The sequence below is a fragment of the Streptomyces sp. NPDC088246 genome, assembly GCF_044741025.1.
Lineage (GTDB): Bacteria > Actinomycetota > Actinomycetes > Streptomycetales > Streptomycetaceae > Streptomyces.
In genome coordinates this window covers 42,488-63,976 of record NZ_JBIURV010000028.1, presented here as the reverse complement: position 1 = coordinate 63,976, position 21,489 = coordinate 42,488, and the positions used below count along the sequence as shown (strand labels likewise).

General features: G+C 69.8%; 24 protein-coding genes and 1 pseudogene. 5 read left to right on the top strand and 20 right to left on the bottom strand.

Annotated elements, in window-relative coordinates; translation table 11 throughout:
* Positions 1-12 precede the first annotated feature (12 nt).
* Complete coding sequence (locus tag ACIPEK_RS31935; RefSeq protein ID WP_402003211.1) at positions 13-624, top strand: TetR family transcriptional regulator; 612 nt, start codon at positions 13-15, stop codon at positions 622-624.
* Here ACIPEK_RS31935 and ACIPEK_RS31930 read toward each other — a convergent pair.
* The 13 genes from ACIPEK_RS31930 to ACIPEK_RS31870 all read right to left on the bottom strand — a co-directional run bounded on the left by ACIPEK_RS31930 (position 614) and on the right by ACIPEK_RS31870 (position 11,353).
* Entirely contained in the window at positions 614-883 is a 270-nt protein-coding gene (locus ACIPEK_RS31930) for a hypothetical protein (protein ID WP_402003208.1), read from the bottom strand. The two genes, ACIPEK_RS31935 and ACIPEK_RS31930, sit on opposite strands and share 11 nt — an antisense overlap.
* A gap of 197 nt (positions 884-1,080) precedes the next feature.
* Positions 1,081-1,545: a MarR family winged helix-turn-helix transcriptional regulator gene (locus ACIPEK_RS31925; protein ID WP_402003206.1), complete on the bottom strand. Its 465-nt coding sequence runs from the start codon at positions 1,543-1,545 to the stop codon at positions 1,081-1,083.
* A gap of 41 nt (positions 1,546-1,586) precedes the next feature.
* Entirely contained in the window at positions 1,587-2,006 is a 420-nt protein-coding gene (locus tag ACIPEK_RS31920; RefSeq protein WP_402003203.1) for an LLM class flavin-dependent oxidoreductase, read from the bottom strand.
* Positions 2,006-2,239 carry a hypothetical protein gene (locus tag ACIPEK_RS31915; RefSeq protein WP_402003200.1) on the bottom strand — a complete coding sequence of 78 codons (234 nt, stop codon included), beginning with the start codon at positions 2,237-2,239 and terminating at the stop codon, positions 2,006-2,008. The genes ACIPEK_RS31920 and ACIPEK_RS31915 overlap by 1 nt, the downstream gene beginning before the upstream one ends.
* Before the next feature lie 192 nt (positions 2,240-2,431).
* Positions 2,432-3,082, bottom strand: a complete 651-nt coding sequence (locus tag ACIPEK_RS31910; RefSeq protein WP_402003197.1) for an isochorismatase family protein — start codon at positions 3,080-3,082, stop codon at positions 2,432-2,434.
* A 563-nt stretch (positions 3,083-3,645) separates the two neighbouring features.
* Positions 3,646-4,410 (bottom strand): SDR family NAD(P)-dependent oxidoreductase, encoded by a 765-nt coding sequence (locus ACIPEK_RS31905; RefSeq protein WP_402003194.1) that lies wholly within the window; start codon positions 4,408-4,410, stop codon positions 3,646-3,648.
* Between the two features lie 95 nt (positions 4,411-4,505).
* Positions 4,506-5,096 (bottom strand): hypothetical protein, encoded by a 591-nt coding sequence (locus ACIPEK_RS31900; RefSeq protein ID WP_402003192.1) that lies wholly within the window; start codon positions 5,094-5,096, stop codon positions 4,506-4,508.
* Between the two features lie 14 nt (positions 5,097-5,110).
* On the bottom strand, positions 5,111-6,274 hold the full coding sequence (locus ACIPEK_RS31895; RefSeq protein ID WP_072486134.1) for an ROK family glucokinase: 1,164 nt from the start codon (positions 6,272-6,274) through the stop codon (positions 5,111-5,113).
* 132 nt (positions 6,275-6,406) lie between these two features.
* The gene (locus ACIPEK_RS31890; RefSeq protein ID WP_402003189.1) at positions 6,407-7,267 is read right to left on the bottom strand and encodes an ATP-binding cassette domain-containing protein; all 861 of its coding nucleotides are present in this window, start codon (positions 7,265-7,267) and stop codon (positions 6,407-6,409) included.
* Entirely contained in the window at positions 7,264-8,316 is a 1,053-nt protein-coding gene (locus ACIPEK_RS31885) for an ABC transporter permease (protein ID WP_402003186.1), read from the bottom strand. The genes ACIPEK_RS31890 and ACIPEK_RS31885 overlap by 4 nt, the downstream gene beginning before the upstream one ends.
* Positions 8,313-9,296, bottom strand: coding sequence for a sugar ABC transporter substrate-binding protein (locus ACIPEK_RS31880; RefSeq protein ID WP_402003183.1), 984 nt, complete (start codon positions 9,294-9,296; stop codon positions 8,313-8,315). Before ACIPEK_RS31880 ends, ACIPEK_RS31885 begins: the two co-directional genes overlap by 4 nt.
* Before the next feature lie 194 nt (positions 9,297-9,490).
* Complete coding sequence (locus ACIPEK_RS31875) at positions 9,491-10,501, bottom strand: sugar ABC transporter substrate-binding protein (RefSeq protein WP_402003180.1); 1,011 nt, start codon at positions 10,499-10,501, stop codon at positions 9,491-9,493.
* A gap of 93 nt (positions 10,502-10,594) precedes the next feature.
* Positions 10,595-11,353, bottom strand: a complete 759-nt coding sequence (locus tag ACIPEK_RS31870; protein WP_402003177.1) for a GntR family transcriptional regulator — start codon at positions 11,351-11,353, stop codon at positions 10,595-10,597.
* A 138-nt stretch (positions 11,354-11,491) separates the two neighbouring features.
* On the opposite strand from ACIPEK_RS31870, the gene ACIPEK_RS31865 reads away from it, so the two are divergent.
* The gene (locus tag ACIPEK_RS31865; RefSeq protein WP_402003174.1) at positions 11,492-12,529 is read left to right on the top strand and encodes a Gfo/Idh/MocA family oxidoreductase; all 1,038 of its coding nucleotides are present in this window, start codon (positions 11,492-11,494) and stop codon (positions 12,527-12,529) included.
* A 40-nt stretch (positions 12,530-12,569) separates the two neighbouring features.
* Here the strand turns inward: ACIPEK_RS31865 and ACIPEK_RS31860 are convergent, their stop codons facing one another.
* From ACIPEK_RS31860 to ACIPEK_RS31845, 4 genes and pseudogenes are all read right to left on the bottom strand, one after another.
* Complete coding sequence (locus ACIPEK_RS31860; RefSeq protein ID WP_402003171.1) at positions 12,570-12,989, bottom strand: PaaI family thioesterase; 420 nt, start codon at positions 12,987-12,989, stop codon at positions 12,570-12,572.
* A 16-nt stretch (positions 12,990-13,005) separates the two neighbouring features.
* Complete coding sequence (locus ACIPEK_RS31855; RefSeq protein WP_402003168.1) at positions 13,006-14,196, bottom strand: cytochrome P450; 1,191 nt, start codon at positions 14,194-14,196, stop codon at positions 13,006-13,008.
* Positions 14,197-14,251: 55 nt separating this feature from the next.
* Positions 14,252-14,524: pseudogene (locus ACIPEK_RS31850) on the bottom strand (response regulator transcription factor); the annotation flags it as partial.
* A 153-nt stretch (positions 14,525-14,677) separates the two neighbouring features.
* Positions 14,678-15,301, bottom strand: coding sequence for a dihydrofolate reductase family protein (locus ACIPEK_RS31845; RefSeq protein WP_402003165.1), 624 nt, complete (start codon positions 15,299-15,301; stop codon positions 14,678-14,680).
* Between the two features lie 246 nt (positions 15,302-15,547).
* Between ACIPEK_RS31845 and ACIPEK_RS31840 the strand changes: the two genes are divergently transcribed.
* Positions 15,548-16,309, top strand: a complete 762-nt coding sequence (locus tag ACIPEK_RS31840; protein ID WP_402003162.1) for an SDR family oxidoreductase — start codon at positions 15,548-15,550, stop codon at positions 16,307-16,309.
* 208 nt (positions 16,310-16,517) lie between these two features.
* Positions 16,518-17,348, top strand: a complete 831-nt coding sequence (locus tag ACIPEK_RS31835; RefSeq protein ID WP_402003159.1) for an aldo/keto reductase — start codon at positions 16,518-16,520, stop codon at positions 17,346-17,348.
* Positions 17,349-17,420: 72 nt separating this feature from the next.
* Here the strand turns inward: ACIPEK_RS31835 and ACIPEK_RS31830 are convergent, their stop codons facing one another.
* The 3 genes from ACIPEK_RS31830 to allB all read right to left on the bottom strand — a co-directional run bounded on the left by ACIPEK_RS31830 (position 17,421) and on the right by allB (position 20,318).
* The gene (locus tag ACIPEK_RS31830; protein ID WP_114247492.1) at positions 17,421-17,750 is read right to left on the bottom strand and encodes a putative quinol monooxygenase; all 330 of its coding nucleotides are present in this window, start codon (positions 17,748-17,750) and stop codon (positions 17,421-17,423) included.
* Positions 17,751-17,856: 106 nt separating this feature from the next.
* Positions 17,857-18,972: an allantoicase gene (alc, locus tag ACIPEK_RS31825; RefSeq protein WP_402003155.1), complete on the bottom strand. Its 1,116-nt coding sequence runs from the start codon at positions 18,970-18,972 to the stop codon at positions 17,857-17,859.
* Positions 18,973-18,974: 2 nt separating this feature from the next.
* A complete protein-coding gene (allB, locus tag ACIPEK_RS31820) occupies positions 18,975-20,318 on the bottom strand; it encodes an allantoinase AllB (protein WP_402003152.1) in 1,344 nt (447 codons plus the stop codon).
* A 341-nt stretch (positions 20,319-20,659) separates the two neighbouring features.
* Here allB and ACIPEK_RS31815 point away from each other — a divergent pair, with 341 nt between their 5' ends.
* A complete protein-coding gene (locus tag ACIPEK_RS31815) occupies positions 20,660-21,460 on the top strand; it encodes an IclR family transcriptional regulator (RefSeq protein WP_402003150.1) in 801 nt (266 codons plus the stop codon).
* Positions 21,461-21,489 lie beyond the last annotated feature (29 nt).

Genomic DNA, 21,489 nt, shown 5'->3' with positions numbered 1-21,489 from the left:
ACTCTCTACTACATGGCAAGACCACCGCGCTTCGATATGAACCAGCTCCTCGACGCTGCCGTGCGACGGGCCGCCGCGCTGGGCCCGGCCGGGGTGACCATGTCCGCGGTAGCCAAGGAGGTGGGAGCCCCGAGCGGTTCGGTCTACCACCGGTTCGCCGGGCGGACGGCTCTGCTCGCCGAAGTATGGTTGCGGACGGTCGAGAGCTTCCAGGAGGGCTACTTCGAGATCCTCGAAGCGGATGTCGACGCGCGGCGGGCGGGGCCCGCGGCGGCCCGCCACGTGGTCGCCTGGAGCCGCGCCCACCCCGAGGAAGCCGCTCTGCTCCTCTACGGCGCTGAGGGCTTCGGGCGCTCCAACTGGTCCGAGGAACACCTCCACCGTGCGGACTGCGGCAACCAGCGCGTGCGCACCGCCCTCGCCTCCGTCGCTGTGGCTCTGGGGGCCGAGGGCCCCCAGGCCACCGAGTGTGTCGCTCTCGCCCTGGTCGACCTGCCCCTCGCGCTGGTACGCCGCCACCTGCGGGCCGGAACTCCCCTCCCCGCATTTGCCGAGGATCTGGCCGAGGAATCCGCCGCCGCGCTGCTCGGCGCGTTTCCTGCCGGCTCGGCCTCTACCCGCTGAAGAACCGCCTCTTGGCAATGGAGCGGGACACCAACGTCGCCTGACGACTGACCGCGGGTGGCGGTGGCTGGTGGCCGTGGCCGGGCATGGCGCAGGTGTGGCCGCAGTCGGTGAAGGCGAGGGCGCCGGGGGTGGGGCCGCTGGTGACGGAACCGCTGATGTTGCAGCGTGGGCACGCGGCGTGGGGGCGGCCGTCGTCAGAGGTGTCGAATGTGCCGTCGGCCAGGTTCATGAACTGCTCGCCGGTCAGTTCCGCCATGCCCTCAACACGCGAATACATTGTCCAGGCCCAGTCGGCCGTAGTGCGACCGGGCTGCGCCTCGGGTCCACAGCCGCCTGGCGGCGGTTGGCTACGGTCCTGTCGGCCGGCCCCAGGTCTCGGTCTTCAGTGCTCTTGCTTCATGGTGTTCGGTTGGCTGAGGTGCGGTTGGGGCGTCACCCGTTGGCGGGGGCTGCTCACGACTGCGTGTTGCGCTCTTGGCGCCAGGCCCGCTGGTTGCGGGAGACTTGTTCAAGGGCGCCCTTGAGGGCGGTGTAGCGGTCGCGGCCGATAGTTCGGCGGTGGCGGTTCTCCATGCCGGCGAGGATGGCCCGAGCCTTGTCGATCTCGTCGAGTCCGTGCTGGGTGGGGACGATGAGTTTGGCCCGGCGGTCGGTGGGGTCGGGTTCGCGGCTGACGTAACCCAGCGCGACCAGTTCATCGACGATCGTGCCGACTATCTGTTTGTGCTGCCCGGAGCGCGTGGCCAGGTCGGTCGCCCTCGTCCCGTCGGGGGTGAGGAAGGCCAGGATCGAACCGTGGCGCGGGCGCACGTGGGGATGGCCCTGCTCGGCCAGGGTCTCGAAGAGTTCGTCCTGGATGGCGCGCATCAGCTGCCCGGTCAGCATGCCCAAGTCGTCCGTCTTCCCTGCAGTTCCCACGTGCGTCGCGCCTCCGCTTCGAATGTAGTCAGGATCTTTGACTATACGTATCGGTGGGCGGGCCTGCCGCTGTGGTGTCGTTGCTGTCCGGCGTTGGTCAGTCGGTGGTGGGTTGGTAGAGGAGGAGGACGATGTCGAGGGCGATCTCGGTGGTGTCGGCGACGCCGGGGATGGGCAGGCCGGGCAGAAGGTGGGGGTGTCCTGGTCGAGGCGGCCTTGGCGAGCATGGCCGGGGGACGCAGCGGCAGGCCGGCCACGTCCGGGAAGAACCGCAGCCGCTCCGTCTGCCCCACCAGGGCCCCGATCAGGCTGAACGTGTCGACCAGGGCCGGTACATACGGGTGGTCCTGCACCCCGACCAGATCCAGGCCGCCCTGCTCGGCGACATCGACCAGCTCGCGATGCAGCCCCAAATCCGTGGTGGGCACGAGAGAGAAACCGAAGTCCAGGCGTGCGGTCATCACGCGTTCCCCCGCTCCGCCGTCGGCCAGCCGTGCAGCACCCCGGTCAGGGCCGGCAGCGTCAGACAGGTCATGGCGGTACTGAACGCCAGGGCGGTCACCGCGTCGCGGACCGCCATCGGCGGCCCGCCCAGTCGCGGCAGCAGCACCGACTCGGCTGCCGGCGAGACCGGATACACCGCGGCGGAGGCCGGCACGGCCATCTTCCAGCGCGGAACCTTCGACTCCGACATACTCATCCGCTCCAAAACAATCAAGACATCCGACTGTCGGGACTGATGACTGATTCGTGGGCTGTGATCACCCCGGACGGCGGCCGCCCACCCGGGGTCCACGACTTGGAGACGGCTCTCGTCGGCAGGTTGCGGATACCCGCCGCCCCCTCGCGGCGTCAGCGGCGGCGACGTCAGCCAGGCTCGGCGGAGTCACCCCTGCTTGCCGTAGAACTGGCGGAGCTGGCCGTTGAGAACACCGAAATCCATGTCGAGCGCCGCGTACACGTCACCGGCGAGGGGATGGGCGTTGTCGGCGAGCATTTCCACCGCCACCGAGGAGTAGTCGGTGACGATCACACCGGCCTGCTGCATGCGCAAGATGCCGGTCGTGCGCTTGGTGTCGTTGAAGGTCCCCGAGGCATCGATGACGCCGTAGACGTCATAGCCGTCCGCCGTGGCCGACAGGGCGGGAAGCGCAAGGCACACCTCGATGGAGATCCCCGCGACGATCAGCTTCTTGCGGCCCGTGGCCGCGACCGCCTCCCGTACCCGCGGATCGTTCCAGGCGTTGACCGTGCTGCGGTCGATGACCTCCAGACCGGATGGCAGGACCTCGGCCAGCTCCGGGACCATCGGACCCCACAGGGAGTCGGCCGCAGTCGTGGTTGCCACGATCGGCACACCCAGCACCTTGGCCGCCCTGGTCAAGCCGACCACATTGTGCTTCAGCTCCCCGACGCTGTAGTCGCGCACCGCCGCGAACAGGCCGACCTGGTGATCCACCAGCAGTAGTGCCGCATTCTCGGGGGTCAACTGCTCGGTAAAACGGCTGACCTGACGGGCCTCACTGGTCTGACTCATGGCTGCGCTCCCTCACGGGTTGGTTGCCGGTCCGAACCCGAACCGGCCAGTAGTCACGTTAGTTGATAGTCACGATTCTTGACAAGATTGACGGTGCGGCCACGCCCGCAAGATGCCGATTCCGCGAGCTCGCACCGCTGTAGCAGATGTCACGCGCGACACGATCAAGACGGGCGCCACGATCACGCCTCCGTGGTGCGCCAACGACGCCCCGGACGGCCGGAGTTCGGCGTAGCCATCACGGAAGCGCGCCCACAACCTCTGATTGGCCGGCGAACGCTTCACCCGGCCACTCGGTGCTCAGCGACGCCCGAGGGGCCGGGGCGGCCGAACGGGAGGGGTTTGCGGTGTCGGCCTCATCCGAGGGGTGGCGTCGGCCTGCACGCAGTCTTCGCGTATCCGTTCCCGGCGCCGGTACAGATCGCTCCTGCCTGCGACGAAAAGCACTTCGATGAGGCCGGAAGCCGTACAAGGGGTTGTCTCTCCCGCACTCCCCTCCAGCCGCAGACGCACCGGTCCAAGGGGCTTGACCGCGGCAATCACCTGCCTGGCGATTCCCACCGCTAGCGGCCCAGGACTGCTCCACCGTTGAGGCCGATCACCTGACCGGTGAGGTAGCCGGCGGCGGGGGAGGCTATGTAGGCGACTGCCGCGGCCACGTCAGCGGGTGTGCCGCCGCGGCCGACCAGCGTGTCGGCCACTTTCTGGGCGTGGAACTCTTCGCTCCAGCGGTCGCCGAAGATTTCGGTGTCGGCCACGTATCCAGGGGCGAGTACGTTCACCGTGATCCCGTCGGGGCCCAGTTGGCGGGCCAGACCGAAGGCCCAGCCGTGCAGCGCGGCCTTCGCGGCGGCGTACGAGCCCGCGGAGTGAGAGCCGACGCCGCCGCGCTGGGCGGCGGCGGAGCTGATCATGATCAGCCGCCCGCCGGGGCGACGCAGACTGCCCTGCAGAACGGTGGTGAGCAGAACCGCCGTCAGCAGATTGGTGTCAAGGTCCCGGCGCCAGGCCTCGGCGAGCGCGGACAGGGAGTCATCTGTGGGGGCAGTGATCACGGCCCCGGCATTGTTGACCAGGACGTCCACCGGCCCCAGCTCGGCGATCACCGTCGCCGCCTCGGCGACCTGCCCGGCGTCGGTCAGGTCGGCGGATATCGGGACGACCCTGGGCTTCCCGACCGACTGGTCGATCTCCCTGCGGGCCTGCTCCAGCGTTTCGGTCCGCCGTCCCAGGACAACCACGCGGTGGCCGTCTGCCGCCAGTCGCCCCGCGATCGCCTTGCCGATCCCGGTCCCGCCGCCCGATACCACCGCGAGTCGCTCCTGCACGGTTTGCCCCCTGAGTCGGCCGTTCAGCCTGCGATCGATTATCGGGCAGGCGGCAGGTATCGGCTGCCCCTGCTGTGCGGTCTGCTGGATTCCGGTCAGGGGGCCGCCGCAGATACGACATATACGACAGGGTTCATCGGGTCGGACATGTCGACGGTGATGTCCTGGGTGGGCCGCGGGTCCTTGTTGGTGTGCGTGGTGCCCGCCCACTCGACGCCGGGGCCGAAGCTCCAGCCCGAGATCTTCTGGTCGCGGTCGCCGATGCTGACCTTGCCGGTCTCCAGAGCGGCGCGGCCGCTGCCCAGCCGGCTCAGGAACCGGTCGAGCCCGGCGGACGTGGTACGGAACTCCACGTACAGCCGGCTGGCCTTCCAGTTGTTGGTCTCGTAGTACTGCACGTCCAGAGCGTTGCCGGGCATCGGCAGCTCGAAGATCCGGCGCTGCACCCGGGACGGCCAGCCCTCCCTGAGCCCTTGTACGGAGGCCTCGGCCTCCTTGTTCTGGCCGGAGCGGCGGCTCTGCCCCGCGGAGATCAGCAGATAGCCGGCCGGAATGCCGATGAGCAGCACGATGATCGTCGCCGTGATCAGGCGGCGGCGGATCACCCTGCGCCGGTCCTGCGGCGGCTTGTCGTCGTCGGGCGGCGAGGACTGGCGCGGCAGGACGGGGTGCTCGACTGCAGTCATGTCTGTGGAGATCCCTAGGAGGTGCGAGTGTTGCGCGTGTTACGGATGGTGCTCGCGGCCTGGTCGTAGATCTGCGCGTACCGCTCGTACCGCTCGACGCGGCGACGGTTGGTACGGCGGAATCTGCGGGCCACCAGCCTGGCCAGGTCGGCGGCGCCGACCATACCTGCCTCCGGGCCGAGCTGCGCCTTTGCGATCCGGGCCTCGGGGCGGTAGCCACGGCCGGTGAGGTGGCGCTTGAAGGCATCCCTGGCGGGGCCGATCAGCAGGTCGTCGGCGGCGCTGACGCCGCCCCCGATGACGAAGCAGGAGGGGTCGAGCGCGGCGGCCAGATTGGCGATGCCGACGCCGAGCCACTGGCCGATGTCCTGGAGGAGTTCGACGCACATCGCATCGCCCTCGCGGGCCAGTTCGGTGATGAGGGGCCCGGTGATGTCGGGGATGTTCCCCTTGACCCGCTCGATGATGCCGTGCGCCACCGGGGAGTCGGCCGCGGCCAGCTCCTTGGCCTCGCGGACCAGGGCGTTGCCGGAGCTGTACTGCTCCCAGCAGCCGCGGTTCCCACAGGGGCAGCGGTGCCCGCCGGGCACCACCTGCATGTGGCCGAACTCACCGGCGACACCGTACTTGCCGCGCTTGACCTGACCGTCCTCCAGGATCGCACCGCCGATGCCGGTACCGAGCGTGATCATGACGAGGTGGTCCTCGCCGCGGCCCGCTCCGAAGCGCCACTCCGCCCAGGCGGCGGTGTTGGCGTCGTTGTCGACCATGACGGGGACGACGAGGCGGGAGGCGAGGGCGTCGCGCAGTGGTTCGTCGCGCCAGGCGAGGTGCGGGGCGAAGAGCACCTTGGAGCGGTCCGCGTCCACCCATCCGGCCGCCCCGATGCCGACGGCGTGCACATCGTGCCGGTCGGAGAGGTCCAGGACCAGCTCGACGATGGTGTCCTCGACGACCTTGGGGCTCTTGGACTTGTCCGGCGTCTCGGTGCGCAGCTGCTCCAGGATGTTGCCGTCGGCGTCGACGACGCCGGCCATCACCTTCGTACCGCCGATGTCGATGCCGACGGTGGGTACCCGCGGCGCCGTGAGGTGCGAGCGCCGCTCCCGGGTGCCCACGGTCCGCAGGACGGTGGCGCGGGCGGAGCCGCGGTGTGTGAAGTCGCGGTACGTGCTCATCGTCCCTGCGGGGTCTGGGGGGCCGGGGGCGGTGCTCCCGGCGGCGGACTGCGCCCGTCGGGCTCGATTCTGCCACTGCCGGGGTACCTCGGCTGGCGGACCGGGTTCCCCCGGGCCGGTACCGGCCCGGGGCTACCGGGGGTCGTCGGCGACGGGATGGCCGCCCAGATGGGTCGGCCCCGGGGCCCGCTCCAGCTCGTGGCTGAGCTCCTCCAGCTCGCTGCCGCCCGCCATCTGGCGGGTCAGCTCGTCCAGAGTGATGCTCGCCTTGGTGTGGCTGCCGGACATGGCGCCCCGCTTGAGCAGGACGAACCGGTCACCGACGAGATACGCGTGGTGCGGGTTGTGCGTGATGAGAACCACGCCGAGACCCGCGTCGCGGGCGGCCGCGACGTACTTGAGGACGACCCCGGACTGCTTGACGCCGAGCGCGGCGGTGGGTTCGTCCAGGACAAGGACCTTCGCGCCGAAGTACACGGCCCGCGCGATGGCGACGCACTGGCGCTCGCCGCCGGAGAGCGTGCCGATCGGCTGGTCGACGTCGCGCAGGTCGATGCCCATGCGCAGCAGCTCGGAACGGGTCGTCTCGCGCATCAGCCGCACATCGAGGCGTTTGAAGGGGCCCGCGCCGGTGGTCGGCTCGGAGCCGAGGAAGAAGTTCCGCCAGACCGGCATCAGGGGGACGACGGCCAGGTCCTGGTAGACCGTGGCGATGCCGCGGTCGAGGGCGTCGCGCGGGTTGGCGAGGGTGGTCTCCTCGCCCTCGATGAGGAAGGTCCCCGTGTCGTGCCGGTGCAGCCCCGCGATGATCTTGATCAGGGTGGATTTACCGGCGCCGTTGTCACCGAGGACGCAGGAGATCTCCCCCGCGTGCACCTCCAGCGAGACGTCCGTCAGGGCCTTGATGTTGCCGTAGAACTTGCTGACGTGATCCAGCTCGACGAGCGCCCGGTGGGACGTCTCCCGGTCGGCCGGTGCCTGGGGGGCCGTCATTTCGTCGCCTCCGCGCGCTTGCGTACCCATGCGTTGAGCAGAGTGGCCAGGAGCAGCATGGCTCCGAGGAAGAACTTGAACCAGTCCGGGTTCCACTCCGCGTACACGATGCCCTTGCTGGTCATGCCGAAGATGAAGGCACCGACCGCGGAGCCGATCGCGGAGCCGTAGCCGCCGGTGATCAGACAGCCGCCGATGACGGCCGCGATGATGTAGATCAGCTCGTTGCCGACGCCCTCGCCGGACTGCACCACGTCGAACGAGAACAGCAGATGCTGCCCGGAGACCCAGGCGGCGAAGGCGACCCCGAGGTAGAGCCCGATCTTGGTACGGATCACTGGGACACCGACCGCGCGGGCCGCGTCGGCCTCGCCGCCGACCGCGAAGATCCAGTTGCCGAAGCGGGTCCGCAGCAGGATCCAGGTGGCGACCGCGACGAGCACGGCCCACCACAGAATGGTGACCTTCAGCTCGACGCCGCCGATGGTCCACTGCGAGGCGAAGACCTGCCGGGCCGACTCGAAGCCCTCCATGTCGGCGATGGACTTCGTCGACACGGTCCCGCTGATCAGCTTGGTGAAGCCCAGATTGAGGCCGGTCAGCATCAGGAACGTACCGAGCGTGATGATGAAGCTCGGCAGTTTGGTACGGGTCAGCATGAAGCCGTTGAACGCCCCGATGGCCAGCGTGACCAGCAGCGACACAAAGACGCCGACCCAGACGTTCGCCGTCATCTGATAGCTGAACATCGACGAGATCAGCGCGGAGCTGGTGACCAGCACACCGGCGGAGAGGTCGAACTCGCCGCCGATCATCAGCAGGGCCACGGGAGCGGCCATGATCCCGATGGTGGAGGCCGCGTACAGCACCGTACCGAGGCTGGAGGTGCGCAGGAAGCTGTCGGCGACGATCGAGAAGAAGATGAAAACGGCCGCGGCGCCGACCACCGAGCCGAGCTCGGGGCGGCCGAGCAGTTTGCGCAGCGGCGAGGTGCGCAGCAGCCGCTCGTCCGCCCCGGCCGGGGCGGACGGCCCTGCAACCGTGCTCATCGGGTCCCCCGCTTCGTGTATTCCGCCAGCTCGGCGGCGTCCTTCGAGGTGATGATCTGCGGGCCGGTGAGGACCGGGCGTCCGCCGCCGAGCACATTGCCGTTGAAGCGGTACAGCCACAGCAGGTCCACGGCCTCATATCCCTGGAGGTAGGGCTGCTGGTCGACCGCGAAGCCGAGGGTCTTGTCCTGGAGCGCCGTGGCGACCTTGGCGTTCAGGTCGAAGGTGTCGATCTCGGCCTTGCTGCCCGCGGTCTTCTTCGCCTTGACGGCGGCGTCCGCGAACGGCGCCCCGAGGGTGACGACCGCGTCGATGTTCTTGTCGGCCTGGAGCTTGGCCTCGATGGACGCCTGGACGTCGGGCATATTGGTGCCTTCGACGTACAGGTTCTGCATCTGCCCGTCGAACGTCCTCTTCGCTCCGGCGCAGCGCTGCTCGTGGCCGACGTTGCCCTGCTCGTGCAGGATGCACAGGGCCTTCTTGCGGCCCCGCGTGTTGAGCTCGTCGCCGACGGCCTCACCCGCGATCGACTCGTCCTGGCCGATATGCGTGAGCGCGCCGAACTGCTTGGACTCCGCGGAGCCCGAATTCACCGTGATCACCGGGATACCGGCCTTGGTGGCCTTGGCGACGACGTCCTTCATCGCGTCGGGCTTGGCGAGTGTGACGATCAGCCCGTCGACCTTCTGGTCGATGGCGGCCTGGACGAGCTGGGCCTGCTGCTGCGCCTCGTCGTTGTGCGAGTACAGGAACTTGATGTTGTCCTTGACGGCCGCCTGCTCGGCGCCCCGCTGGACGATGTCCCAGAAGGTGTCGCCGTCGCCCGAGTGCGTGACCATGGCGAAGGTCCAGCGGGGCGTGCTCACCGCGGACCGGCCCTCGGCGGCGGCCTGGGCCGCGCGCTCCTCCGCCCGCTTGCCACCGGTGCTGCTGCATCCCACGAGGGAAGCCCCGAGCACCGCCGCAAGCACGGCGCCCATCGCACGTACCCCTGTCCGAACCCTTGCCACGACGCCGTGCCCTTCTTGTGCTGCTCGCTGTGCTGCTTGGTGGGGCCGGGGACGATTCACACCCTGCCCGGCTGGCCAAGTATCCCCGAGCCGCCGACTGCGCCGCCCGGCAGGGGCGAGGCACGTGTGTCGGCACCGGGTGTGCACAGCGGCGCGCGGGACGGTCATCGGGTGCCGCGCGCAGTGTATTCCTCCAACTGCGGCACGTCGTCGGCGGTGACGATCGCCGGGCCGGTGAGCACCGGCTTTCCGCCGCCGATGACGTTTCCGTTGGTCCTGTTCAGCCACAGTTCGTCGATGGCGAGATAGCCCTGGAGGTAGGGCTGCTGGTCGACGGCGAAGCCGACCTCATCGGCCTTCAGCCGCTTGACGACCTCGGCGTTCAGATCGAATGTGTCGACCTCCGCCCTGCTGCCGGAGCCCTCCTTGGCCTTGACGGAGGCGGCGGCGAAGGGTGCGCCCAGGGTGACGATCGCGTCGATGCCCTTGTCGGCCTGGAGCTTCGCTTCGATCGAGGAGGTGGAGGCGGGCATGTTGGTGCCCTCCACATTGAGGTTCTCGACGGTGCCCCTGAAGGTCTTGCGCACACCTGCGCAGCGCTCTTCCAGCGACACATTGCCCTGCTCGTGGATGATGCAGACGGCCTTCTTGCGGCCCCGCGCGTCGAGCTCCTCGCCGACGGCCTCACCCGCGACCCTCTCGTCCTGACCGATGTGCCCGAGCGCGCCGATCTCCTTGGAGAACTGCGCGCCCGAGTTGATGGTCACGACGGGTATGCCGGCCTTCACGGCCTTGGCGACGACGTCCGTGACCGCTTCCGGCTTGGCGAGGGTGACAACGATGCCGTCGACCTTCTGGTCGATGGCGGCCTGGACGAGCTGGGCCTGTTCCTTGCCCTCCTTGTTCGCCGAGTACAGGAACTCGACGTTGTCCTTGGCCGCCGCCTGCTTCGCGCCGCTCTGCACGATGTCCCAGAAGGTGTCGCCCTCCCCGGAGTGCGTGACCATCGCGATCTTCATCCGGGGAGTGGAGACCGCCTTGCCCCCGCTGCCGCTTGCGTCCCGGGGCTTCTCCTCGGCGCTCCTGCCGCCGGAACTGCTGCATCCGGTGGCGGTGAGGCCGATGCCGATGGCGGCCGTGGCGATCAGGATTGCCGACTTGCGAAATCTGCGCATCGTGGGTCCGCCCTCTCTCCCCGCCGCCCGAATGCGGCTGGCGGCAGTTCTAGCGGTGGGCGCCTTGGACGTCAACGGGCCCCGTGGCCGTCGTCACCGCACGAGCAGCTGGAAATCGAAGGAGTAGCGCGAGGCCCGGTAGATGTGGGAGCCGAACTCGACCGCCCGCCCGGTGTCGTCGAAGGTGGTGCGCTCCATCGTCAGCAGCGCGGCCCCCTCTGCCTCGGCGAGTGAGGCCGCCTCGTCGGCGGTGGCGAGCCGGGCGCCGATGGTCTGGCGGGCGCTGTGCAGGGTGATGCCCGCGCCACGCATCATCCGGTAGAGGCCGGTGGTTTCCAGCCGTTCTGTGCCCAGGTCGACGATCCCGAGGGGCAGGTGGTTGCGCAGGAGTGCCAGCGGCTCGTCGTGCGCGTACCGCAGCCGCTCGACGAGGTGTACGTCGGTGCCCTCCGCGACTGCGAGTGCGTCGGCGACCGAGGCGTCGGCGGGCTCGACGGTGTTGCGCAGGACGTGGGTCGTGGGGTGCCCGCCCGCGGCCTCCAGGTCGTCGTACAGGCTGCTCAGTCCGAGCGGGCGCCTGACCCTGCTGTGCACGACCTGGGTGCCGACGCCGCGGCGACGGACCATCAGCCCCTTGTCGACCAGTGACTGGATGGCCTGGCGGACGGTGGGCCGGGACAGGCCGAGCCGGGCCGCGAGCTCGATCTCGTTGCCGAGGAGGCTGCCGGGGGCGAGCCGGCCCTGCTCGATGGCCGCTTCCAGCTGCTGGGCCAGCTGGTAGTAGAGGGGAACCGGACTGGAGCGGTCCACGCCGAGTTCGAGTACGGCCGGGTCGGTGGTGGGTTTGGGCACGCGTGGAGGGTATCCCTCACATCAGAACCTCCGGTAGTCAGGTCGTTCTGTTGTCCGGACAGCATGAACACCGAACAAATCCCTACTTTGTCAGGACATATAGTTGACAGAGCAGTCAGTGGGCGGCACGTTGGGTCCATGCGTATCGGACTCATCGGCACCGGCCGGATCGGTTCCTTCCACGCGGGCGTGCTGGCCCGCCATCCCGAGGTGGACGCCCTGGTGGTGACGGACACCGACCGGGCGCGAGCTGCCGAGGTCGCGGACCGCGTCGGCGCGACGGCCGCGGTCGGCGCCGCCGAGCTGTTCGGCGCGGGGGTGGACGCCGTGGTGATCGCCTCGGCCACTTCGGCGCACGCGGAGCTGATCGGGCGGGCCGCACGGGCGGGGCTGCCCGCGTTCTGCGAGAAACCGATCGCACTGGACCTGCCGGGGACACTGAGCGCGCTGTGCGAGGTCGACCGGGCGGGGAGCGTCCTCCAACTGGGCTTCATGCGCAGGTTCGACGTGGGGTACGCGGCGGCGCGCGCCGCCGTGCGGGCAGGGGTGCTGGGCAGGCTGCACACCGTACGGGCGATGACCATGGACCCCGCACCGCCGCCCGCCGCGTATCTGCCGCTCTCCGGGGGGCTGTACCGGGACTGTCTGGTCCACGACTTCGACATGCTGCGCTGGGTGACGGGCCGCGAGGTGACCGAGGTGTATGCCACCGGATCGGATGCCGGGCCCGAGATGTTCCGGGTGGCCGGCGACGTGGACACGGCGGCGGCCCTGCTGACCCTCGACGACGGCACCCTGGCCACGGCGACGGCCACCCGCTGCAACGGCGCCGGTTATGACGTACGGATGGAACTGGCGGGCGAACTGGACCAGATCACGGTCGGCCTGGACGACCGGACACCGGTCACCTCGGCGGAACCGCAGGGCCCCGCCGCGCCGCTCAGCCCCTGGCCGGGCTTCCTGGAGCGGTTCGCCCCGGCGTACGAGGCGGAACTGGACGCGTTCGTACGGGTGGTGCGGGGCGAGCTGCCCAATCCGTGCGACGGGCGGGAAGCGTGGTACGCGCTGCTGATCGCGGAGGCGTGCGAGGTGTCCCGCCGGGAGCGGCGCCCCGTGCGGATCGCGGAGATCGCCGACGGAGCAGCCGTCCGGTCCGGCGCTCGCGCCGCCGGATGAACTGCCGCTGACCGGCCGCCGGGGGCGCGGTCAGGGCACTTCAGGACGGTGCGGCGGACAGTACGGTCCCCTGGGCGACCGCGCAGAGCGTCTTCGCCCCGTCCTCCCGCGCGGCGAACAGCTCGCAGCGGACCACGGCCTGACGGCGGCCGGTGTGCACGACATCGGCGTGGGCGATGAGCGTGCGGCCGGTGGCGGGCCGTATGTACTGGATGGAGAAACCGCCGGTCAGCACGGCCGGCCCGAGGGTCGTCCCGGCGGCGAAGGTGATCGAGTTGTCGGCGGCGTAGGCCAGGACTCCGCCGTGCAGAAAGCCGTTCTGCTGCTGGAGTTCCTGACGGATGTCCACTTCGAGTGTGGCGGCGCCGTCCCCGAAGGCGGTGATCCGCGCCCCGACGAGCCCACTGAACGGCTGGCTCTCGAGGACCTTCTGCGCCATCTGCAAATCAAGTCCGGTCATGACAGAGCTTTTTACCTCACCAGCGGACGGGCAGCTCGCGGACCCCACGGATCAGCATCCCCGGGAGCCAGTCCGGCTCCCCCGCGTCCACGTCCAGTGCGAGACCGGGGCACCGCTCCAGCAGCGTGCGGATCGCGATCCGGCCCTCCATCCGGGCCAGCGGCGCACCCAGACAGAAGTGCAGGCCGTGCCCGAAGGCCAGATGGCCCCGGGTGTCGCGGCGGATGTCGAAGCGGTCCGGTTCCGGGTAGCGGCCGGGGTCGCGGTCGGCGCCCGCCAGAGAGATCAGAACCGGCTCGCCCGCCGGAATGACCCGCTGCCCGATCTCGACCGGTTCGCGGGGGAAGCGGAACGTGGCGGTCTCCACCGGTCCGTCATAGCGCAGCATCTCCTCCACCGCGCCGTCGATCAGGCCGAAGTCGGCACGGAGTACGGCCAGTTGGTCCGGGTGGCGAAGCAATGCCCGTACTCCGTTGGAGATCAGGTTGACCGTGGTCTCATGGCCGGCGACGAGCAGCAGGAAGGCCATGCCCACGAGCTCGTCGGGCGACAGCCCGTCCCCCTCCTCGTCGCGTGTCCTGACCAGGGCGCTCATCAGGTCGTCACCCGGCGAGCACCGCTTGTCCTCGATGAGCTCGGCGAGGTACGCGCCCATGGCGGTCACCGCCTCGCGCTCCTGCTCCGGCGTGGACGGGGTGACGACGTCGTTCGACAGTTTGCGGAAGGTGTTCCGGTCCAGGTCCGGCACACCGATCAGTTCGCAGATGACGGTCATCGGCAGCGGGAACGCGAGCGCGTCCACGAGATCGGCGCGCCCGGCGGGCACCATCGTGTCGAGGAGCTCGTCGGTGATCTGCTGGACGCGCGGGCGCAGGGCCTCGACCCGGCGAGCGGTGAACTCCCGGGTCACGAGCTTGCGCAGCCGGGTGTGATGGGGTGCGTCCAGCTCCAGCATGTTGGCGAAGATCGGATCGTTCCCCTCGGGCCGGTCCACCAGCCCCTGCCACTCCTTGCCGAACCGCTGGTCGGCGAGAGCCGCGCGGCCCTCGCCGTACCCGACCACGAGCCAGATCCGCTCGAATTCGTCGGTACGGATGGTGTGCACGGGACCTGCGGCGCGCAGCTTCTCGTAGTACGGATAGGGATTCGCGGTGAAGTCCTTGACCCCGCGCAGATCTACATCGACGTGGCTACTGGCATCGGACATGGGATCGCCCCTCCCGGTCTGATCGGCTCGATCGCTCGCGATCGACCGGTTCAGACTATGCCGCCGGGCCTGCGCCGTCGTCGTCCAGCAGGCCCGCATCGTGTACCAACAGCGCGATCTGGACACGGTTGTTGAAATCGAATTTGGCCAGGATCCGGGACACCTGCGTCTTCACGGTCGCCACGCTCAGGTAGAGCGTGGTGGCGATCTCGGCGTTGGAGCGGCCGCGTCCGACGGCGATCGCGACCTCGCGTTCCCGGTCGGCGAGCGTGGCGATCCGCCGTCGTGCCCGGTCGGCGCGGTCCACCCGGCCGTCCCGGCCGCCCCCGGGCCCGGAAACGGCGGACGCCGCGCCGCGCGGGACGGCGGCCCGGGCGCATCCGGCGCCACGGTTTCGCCGCCGCTGCGCGGGGTGCGGGAGGCGATCCGTCCCGGTGGGAGCCGCGTCCGCTCGGCGCGGACCCGATCGGCTCACTCGGTCTCACTCGTCGAGGGCGAAGGATCCGAACTGTGCACGGCCGGTGGGCCGGTAGGTGTGGATCGAGATGCCGTTGGGGGTCGTGCGTGCCCCGGTCTGTTCGAAGGCGGTCGGCAGCCCGCCGTCCGGGAAGAGCCGACGGCCCCGGCCGAGCACGACCGGGTGGACGAGGAGGTTGTACTCGTCGATCAGGTCATGCGCCATCAAGGACCGGGCGAGGGCCCCACTGCCGTGGATCTGGAGTTCGCCGCCATCCGTGCGCTCCTTGATCCGGGCGACCTCCTCGACGACGTCGGTGGAGATGACGGTCGTGTTCTGCCAGTCCGCCTTCTCCAGGGTGGTCGAGACGACGTACTTGGGGTACCGGTTGAGGCGGCCGGCGACCGGGTCGTCGGGGTCGGTCACCCTGGGCCAGTGCGCGGCGAAGATGTCGTACGTACGGCGGCCCAGCAGAAACGCGGCGCACCGGTCGAACACCTCGGTCATGAACTGCCCCATTCCCTCGTCCGCGAACGGTACGAGCCAGCCGCCGTACTCGAACCCGCCGCTGGTGTCCTCGTCGGGGCCGCCGGGCGCCTGCATGACACCGTCGAGCGAGAGGAATGTGGTGAGAGTCAGCTTCGTCATGGTCCTTCTCCTGGTCCGGAAATCGATCGCTTCCCCCTTCTGACCTCACTCTGGTCCGGAACTCATCGGTCCACCCGTAGAAACCCCGCTCCCGGGTGCATCGGGGTGGGCGTCCGATTCCCGCCGGTTTCCGCCGCGCAGAAGATCTTTCCTTGTCCATGTCGAAAGACCCGGACGTCGAAAGACCCGGGCGTCGCAGGACCCGACGCCGGGCAGGACCCGGCCTCACGGACCAGGAGACCTACCATGACCACGACCAGCATCACCACGACCACCGGCTCGAACAGGGCCGCACTCGTCACCGGCGGCAGCCGGGGCATCGGTGCCGCGACCGCCCTGCGGCTGGCCCGGGACGGCGCCGATGTGGCGCTGACATACGTGCGGGACGAGGACGGCGCGCAGGCGGTCGTCAAGAAGATCCAGTCGTACGGCCGTCGCGGAATCGCCCTGCGCGCCGACTCGGGCGACCCGGATGCCGTTCCGGCGGCCGTGCGCCGTGCCGCTGACGCGCTCGGCCGGCTCGACATCCTGGTCAACAACGCGGGCATCGGCGTCCTCGGCCCCATCGAAACCCTCACCCCCGCCGACGTCGACCGGGTGCTCGCGGTCAACGTACGGGCGGTCTTCCTGGCCTGCCGCGCGGCGGCGGGCCTGATGGGGAACGGTGGCCGCATCATCTCCCTCGGCACGGCTCTCAGCCGGCACGCGGGCGGTCCCGGCTCCACCCTCTACACGATGAGCAAGTCGGCGCTGGCCGGCCTGACCAAGCCGCTCGCCCGCGAACTCGGCCCGCGCGGCATCACGGTCAACCTGGTCCAGCCAGGTCCGGTCGACACGGACCTCAACCCGGCCGACGGCCCGTTCGCCGCCGGACAGGTGACCGCGACCGCACTGGACCGGTTCGGCACCGTGGACGAAGTGGCTTCCCTGATCGCCTACTTGGCCAGTGACGAGGCGGCGTACATCACGGGTACGGAGGTGACGGTGGACGGGGGCCACGCCGCTTGACCCGGCTTCGCAGCGGCAACCCGCCGGCCGGTCTCCCGGTCCTCGGCCTGATCCGGCGGGGCCACGGCCACAACCGGGGCAACGAGGTCATCACCCAACTGCGCAGGGGACCGTGGGGCTGTGAGCCGGGCTCACCCGCACGGTCCATGTCTCGCGCCCCGGTCCGCCCTACCCTGGCCAGTGAGGTTTCCGAACGAAAAGGGAGATCATGACCGAGACCCCGGTTCACACCCTGAACGACGGCCGCGCCATTCCCGCCGTCGGGCTCGGCACCTGGCCGTTGGGCGACGACGCGGCGGAGAAGGCCGTCGCCGGGGCTCTGGGCCTCGGCTACCGGCTCGTCGACACCGCGCTGAGCTACGGCAACGAGACCGGTACCGGCCGCGGGATCGCCCGCAGCGGCGTGCGGAGGGAGGACGTCTTCGTCACCACCAAGGTCCCGGGCCGGCATCACGGTTACGAGCCGACGCTGGCGTCGTTCGAGGAGTCTCGGCGCAGACTCGGGCTGGAGTACGTGGATCTGTATCTCATCCACTGGCCGTTGCCCCGGCTCGATCTGTACGTCGACACCTGGAAGGCGCTGATCCGGCTCCGCGAGGACGGTCTGGTGCGCTCGATCGGCGTCTCCAACTTCACCGCGGCCCAGATCGACCGGCTGGAGCAGGAGACGGGGGTGCTGCCGGCCGTCAACCAGATCGAGATGCACCCGCGTCTGCCGCAGGACGAACTGCGGTCCGCGCACGCCGCCAAGGGCATCGTCACGGAGAGCTGGAGCCCGCTCGGCCGCGGGCGCGATCTGCTGGCCGCCCCGGGGCTGGTCGCCGTCGCCGAGGCGCACGGCGTGACGCCCGCTCAGGCCGTGCTGCGCTGGCACACCCAGCTCGGTGCCGTACCGATCCCCAAGTCGGCCGATCCGGGACGGCAGCGCGAGAACCTGGACCTGTTCGGGTTCGAGCTGACGGCGGACGAGCTGGCCCGCATCTCGGCCGGGCCGAGGCAGCGGTTCGGCGGGGATCCCGAGGGCCACGAGGAGTTCTGAGGGCCTGTCGCGTCGGTGTGGGTCCGTGCCGCCGTGTCCGCGTCACTCGGCACGGACACACCGACGTGCGGATCACCGCGAGCGCGGGGTGAGCTCCGCCATCCGGGACCAACCCTCGCCCGGCACCTCGACGTTGATGATCTCCGGAGTCTGGGCGACGAGATCCGCCATCGTGTCCATCGCCGCGGCGAAGTGCTGCGACTTCACATGGGCCTCCCCGGCCTCGGGGGAGGCGAAGGCCTCCAGCAGGACGAACTGGTCCGGGTTCTCGACGCTGTACGACCACTCGAAGAACACATTGCCGGGCTCCTTCCGGGTGGCGAGGGTGAAGTCCTCGACGGCCGGGAGCCAGTTGTCGCGGTCGGCGCTGTGGACGGTGAATTTGACGGCGATGAAGATCATGCCCCTAGGATCCCATATGCCTTGGATGCGGACTGATCGGGCACACCCGGATGGAGCCGGACGGGCTGAATATCGGCCCCTCCGGCTCCCGGGTGCGCCGAAGATCCTAACCGCCGAGCTCGCGGTGGCGCGCGGCCAGTCGCGTGGCACCCTCCTTTGTCGGCGAGCCGAACAGCCGCAGCCGGGAGATGCCGCCGTCGGGGAAGATGTCGACCCGGATGTGCGTGGCCCGCACCGCCTCCGGCAGGACGAAGCGGTGGTTCGTGTCGGGCTGCAGCCGGATCCGGGGCAGCACCTCGGTCCACTCGGCGCTCTCCCCGTCGCATGCGGAAAGGCTCGCCCAGCCCGCCGAGTTGCCCTTCAGATACGCGGTGTCGATCTCGACTGCGCGGATCTCCGCCTGCTCGACGAGCCGGTAGCGGATCCAGTCGTTGCCCTTGTCGCGTCGGCGACGGGTCTCCCAGCCGTCGTCCATCTTGCGGGACCTGCCCGGCTGGATGGTGTTGGTGGCCGGGGAGTAGAAGCGGTCGGAGGCGTCCTCGACCATGCCGCCGTTCTCCAGGGCGACCAGATCAAAGGTGCCGAGGGCGGCCAGCCAGGCGGGGTCGGGGGCGACCTCGCCGTACACCCGGAGTCGGGCGATCCCGCCGTCGGGGTGCTGATTGACCCGCAGATGGGTGACACGTTGCTCGGCCGCGACGACGAAGCCGTTGGCCGCGTGCCCGCCAACGGCTGTACGCGGCACGAGCGTTGTCCACTTCACGCTGGGCGCGAGGAGTTCCCCGGGCGACGGGGAGCCGGGGACGCAGGCCGCCTCGACGGAGACGGCCTGCGGGTAGTTGCCGCGGAAGTGGGCGGTGTCGACGATGATGCCGCGTACGACTCCGGGCGCGCCGAGCCGCACGAGTGCCCAGTCGTGGTCCTCGTCCGTGGGGTGAGGCCGGTCGGCGCTCGCGCCGCGTCGGCGGCGGGTCTCCCAGCCGTCCATGATCTTGCCCTTGTGGCCGAAACGCTCGGGATCGAACTCGGCGGGCTCCGGCTTCAGCAGATTCTCGCGCTCGGCGAAGAACTCGTCGTTGGCGGCGATCACTCCCGCGCCGAGCCGCCGGTCGGCGAGGTCGACGAGGTCGGTGAAGGGGAAGTCGGCGGTGCGGTAGTCGGCGTACGGATCGCCGCCGCCGTACGGATTCGCGTCACCGGTGAAGCGGGCTGTCGCCGTCATGGTCAGTGGTTCCTTTCAAGGAGGCGTCCGGTGGGTTCGGCGACGGTGCCGTCCGCCGCGATCCTCGCGCCGCGCAGCCAGGTCGATCTCACGACGCCGCGCAGGGTCCTGCCGGCGTAGGCGGTGACCTGGTTGCGGTGGAAGAGTCCGGCGGGGTCGACGGTGAAGGTCTCGTCCGGAGCGAGGACGGCGAAGTCGGCATCGCGGCCGGCCGCGATGGCGCCCTTGCGGGTGAGCCCGGCCAGCTCCGCGGGTGCGGCCGACATCCAGCGGACGACGTCGTCGAGCGAGTGGCCGCGCTTGCGGGCCTCGGTCCAGATGGCGGGGAGCCCCAGCTGGAGAGAGGAGATGCCGCCCCAGGCGGAGGCGAAGTCCGGCGTCTTGAGGTCGGTGGTGCACGGCGAGTGGTCGGAGACGATGCAGTCGATCGTCCCGTCGGCCAGCCCGTCCCACAGCGCGTCCTGGTTGGCGGCCTCCCGGATCGGCGGGCAGCACTTGAACTCCGTCGCGCCGTCCGGGACTTCCTCGGCGGTGAGGGTGAGGAAGTGCGGACAGGACTCGACGGTGATCCGTACGCCCTCGCCCTTGGCGGCGGCTATCAGTGGCAGCGCGTCACTGGAGGAGAGGTGCAGCACATGAACCCGGGCGTTCAGCCGCCTGGCGTGCGCGATGAGCCCCTCGATCGCGGTGTTCTCGGCGTCACGGGGCCGGGAGGCGAGGAAGTCGGCATACGCGGGCCCACTGCGCTGCGGTGCGGAGGCCAGATGGCGCGGGTCCTCGGCGTGCACGATCAGCAGCCCGCCGAAGCCGGCGATCTCGGCCATGGACCTGGCCAGCTGCTCCTGGTCGAGCTCCGGGAACTCATCGACGCCGGAGGGCGAGAGGAAGCACTTGAAGCCGAACACCCCGGCCTCGTACAGCGGGCGCAGGTCCTTGACATTGGACGGGATCGCTCCGCCCCAGAATCCGGAGTCGATGTGTGCCTTGGGGGCGGCCACCTGTTGCTTGGTGCGCAGATGACCGACGGTCGTGGTCGGCGGGAGGGAGTTGAGCGGCATGTCGAGCAGGGTGGTGATGCCGCCCGCCGCCGCGGCGCGGGTGGCGGTCCAGAAGCCTTCCCACTCGGTCCGGCCGGGGTCGTTCACATGGACATGGGTGTCGACGAGTCCGGGCAGCAGGACGTCGTCACCGAAGTCCTCCGACCGGGCACCGGCCGGCACCTCGGTGTCGTACGGCAGGACGGCGTCGATTCTCCCGTCGGCGACGGCGACCGCCGCGGGACGCGTCCCGTCCGGGGTGACGACACGCGTCGAGCGCAGTACCAGATTCACGTCCGCTCCGGACACCCGTGCTCCTCACTTCGGACTTTCGACCACTGGCAAATTCAACGAACTGTTGAAGGAGTCTTCACTCGGGATTCGGGCCCGTCAAGACCCCAGTTTCCCCGCCGGACGGCCGGTGGACCACCCGCGCCCGCAACTGTAGATTTCCACAAAGTAAAAGACTGATTCCGGAGAGCGGAACGTAACATGGGACCAGTGCGACGCCGCAGAACTGCCCCGCCGACTGCAGACACCGGGACAAACAGGCTCTGACCGGCCAGGACGCCGCACCCGGAGCGGTGGGCCGATCGGGAACCGCCCGGTAGGCTGCTGCCTTGCTCTTCCGCCTCGAAAGGACCGTTGACGTGCCGCCGTCCCACGCCAGCACATCCGACTCCAAGCCCGCCGCTTCCAGCGGTGGTGTGCAGTCCCTTGAGCGCGCCTTCGATCTGCTGGAGCGGATGGCGGACGCGGGGGGCGAGGTCGGGCTGAGTGAACTCTCCGCGAGCAGCGGACTCCCGCTGCCGACCATTCACCGGCTGATGCGCACGCTGGTGCTCTGCGGATATGTGCGCCAGCAGCCGAACCGGCGCTATGCGCTCGGCCCGCGTCTGATCCGGCTCGGCGAGTCCGCGTCCCGGCTGCTCGGCACCTGGGCCCGCCCGTATCTCGCGCGTCTGGTCGAAGAGACCGGCGAGACCGCGAACATGGCGCTGCTCGACGGCGACGAGATCGTGTACGTGGCGCAGGTGCCGTCCAAGCACTCGATGCGCATGTTCACCGAGGTGGGCCGCCGGGTGCTCCCCCACTCCACGGGGGTCGGCAAGGCACTGCTGGCGCATACGCCTCCGGAGGAGGTGCGGGCCCTCCTCGCCCGTACCGGAATGCCGGCCGCCACCGAGAAGACGATCACCACTCCTGACGGCTTCCTCGACGCACTGGAGCAGGTCCGCAGGGTCGGCTACGCGGTCGACGACAACGAGCAGGAGATCGGGGTGCGCTGTCTGGCGGTCTCCGTACCCAACTCCCCCACCTCGGCCGCGATTTCGATCTCGGGTCCGGCGGGCCGGGTGACGGAGGCGGCGACGGAGCGGATCGTGCCGATTCTGCAGCAGGCCGCGAAGGACCTCTCCGACGCGCTGGCCGGCAGCGGTCCCACCGGCTGAGATGTCATGGGGCCGGGCTCCCCATGACG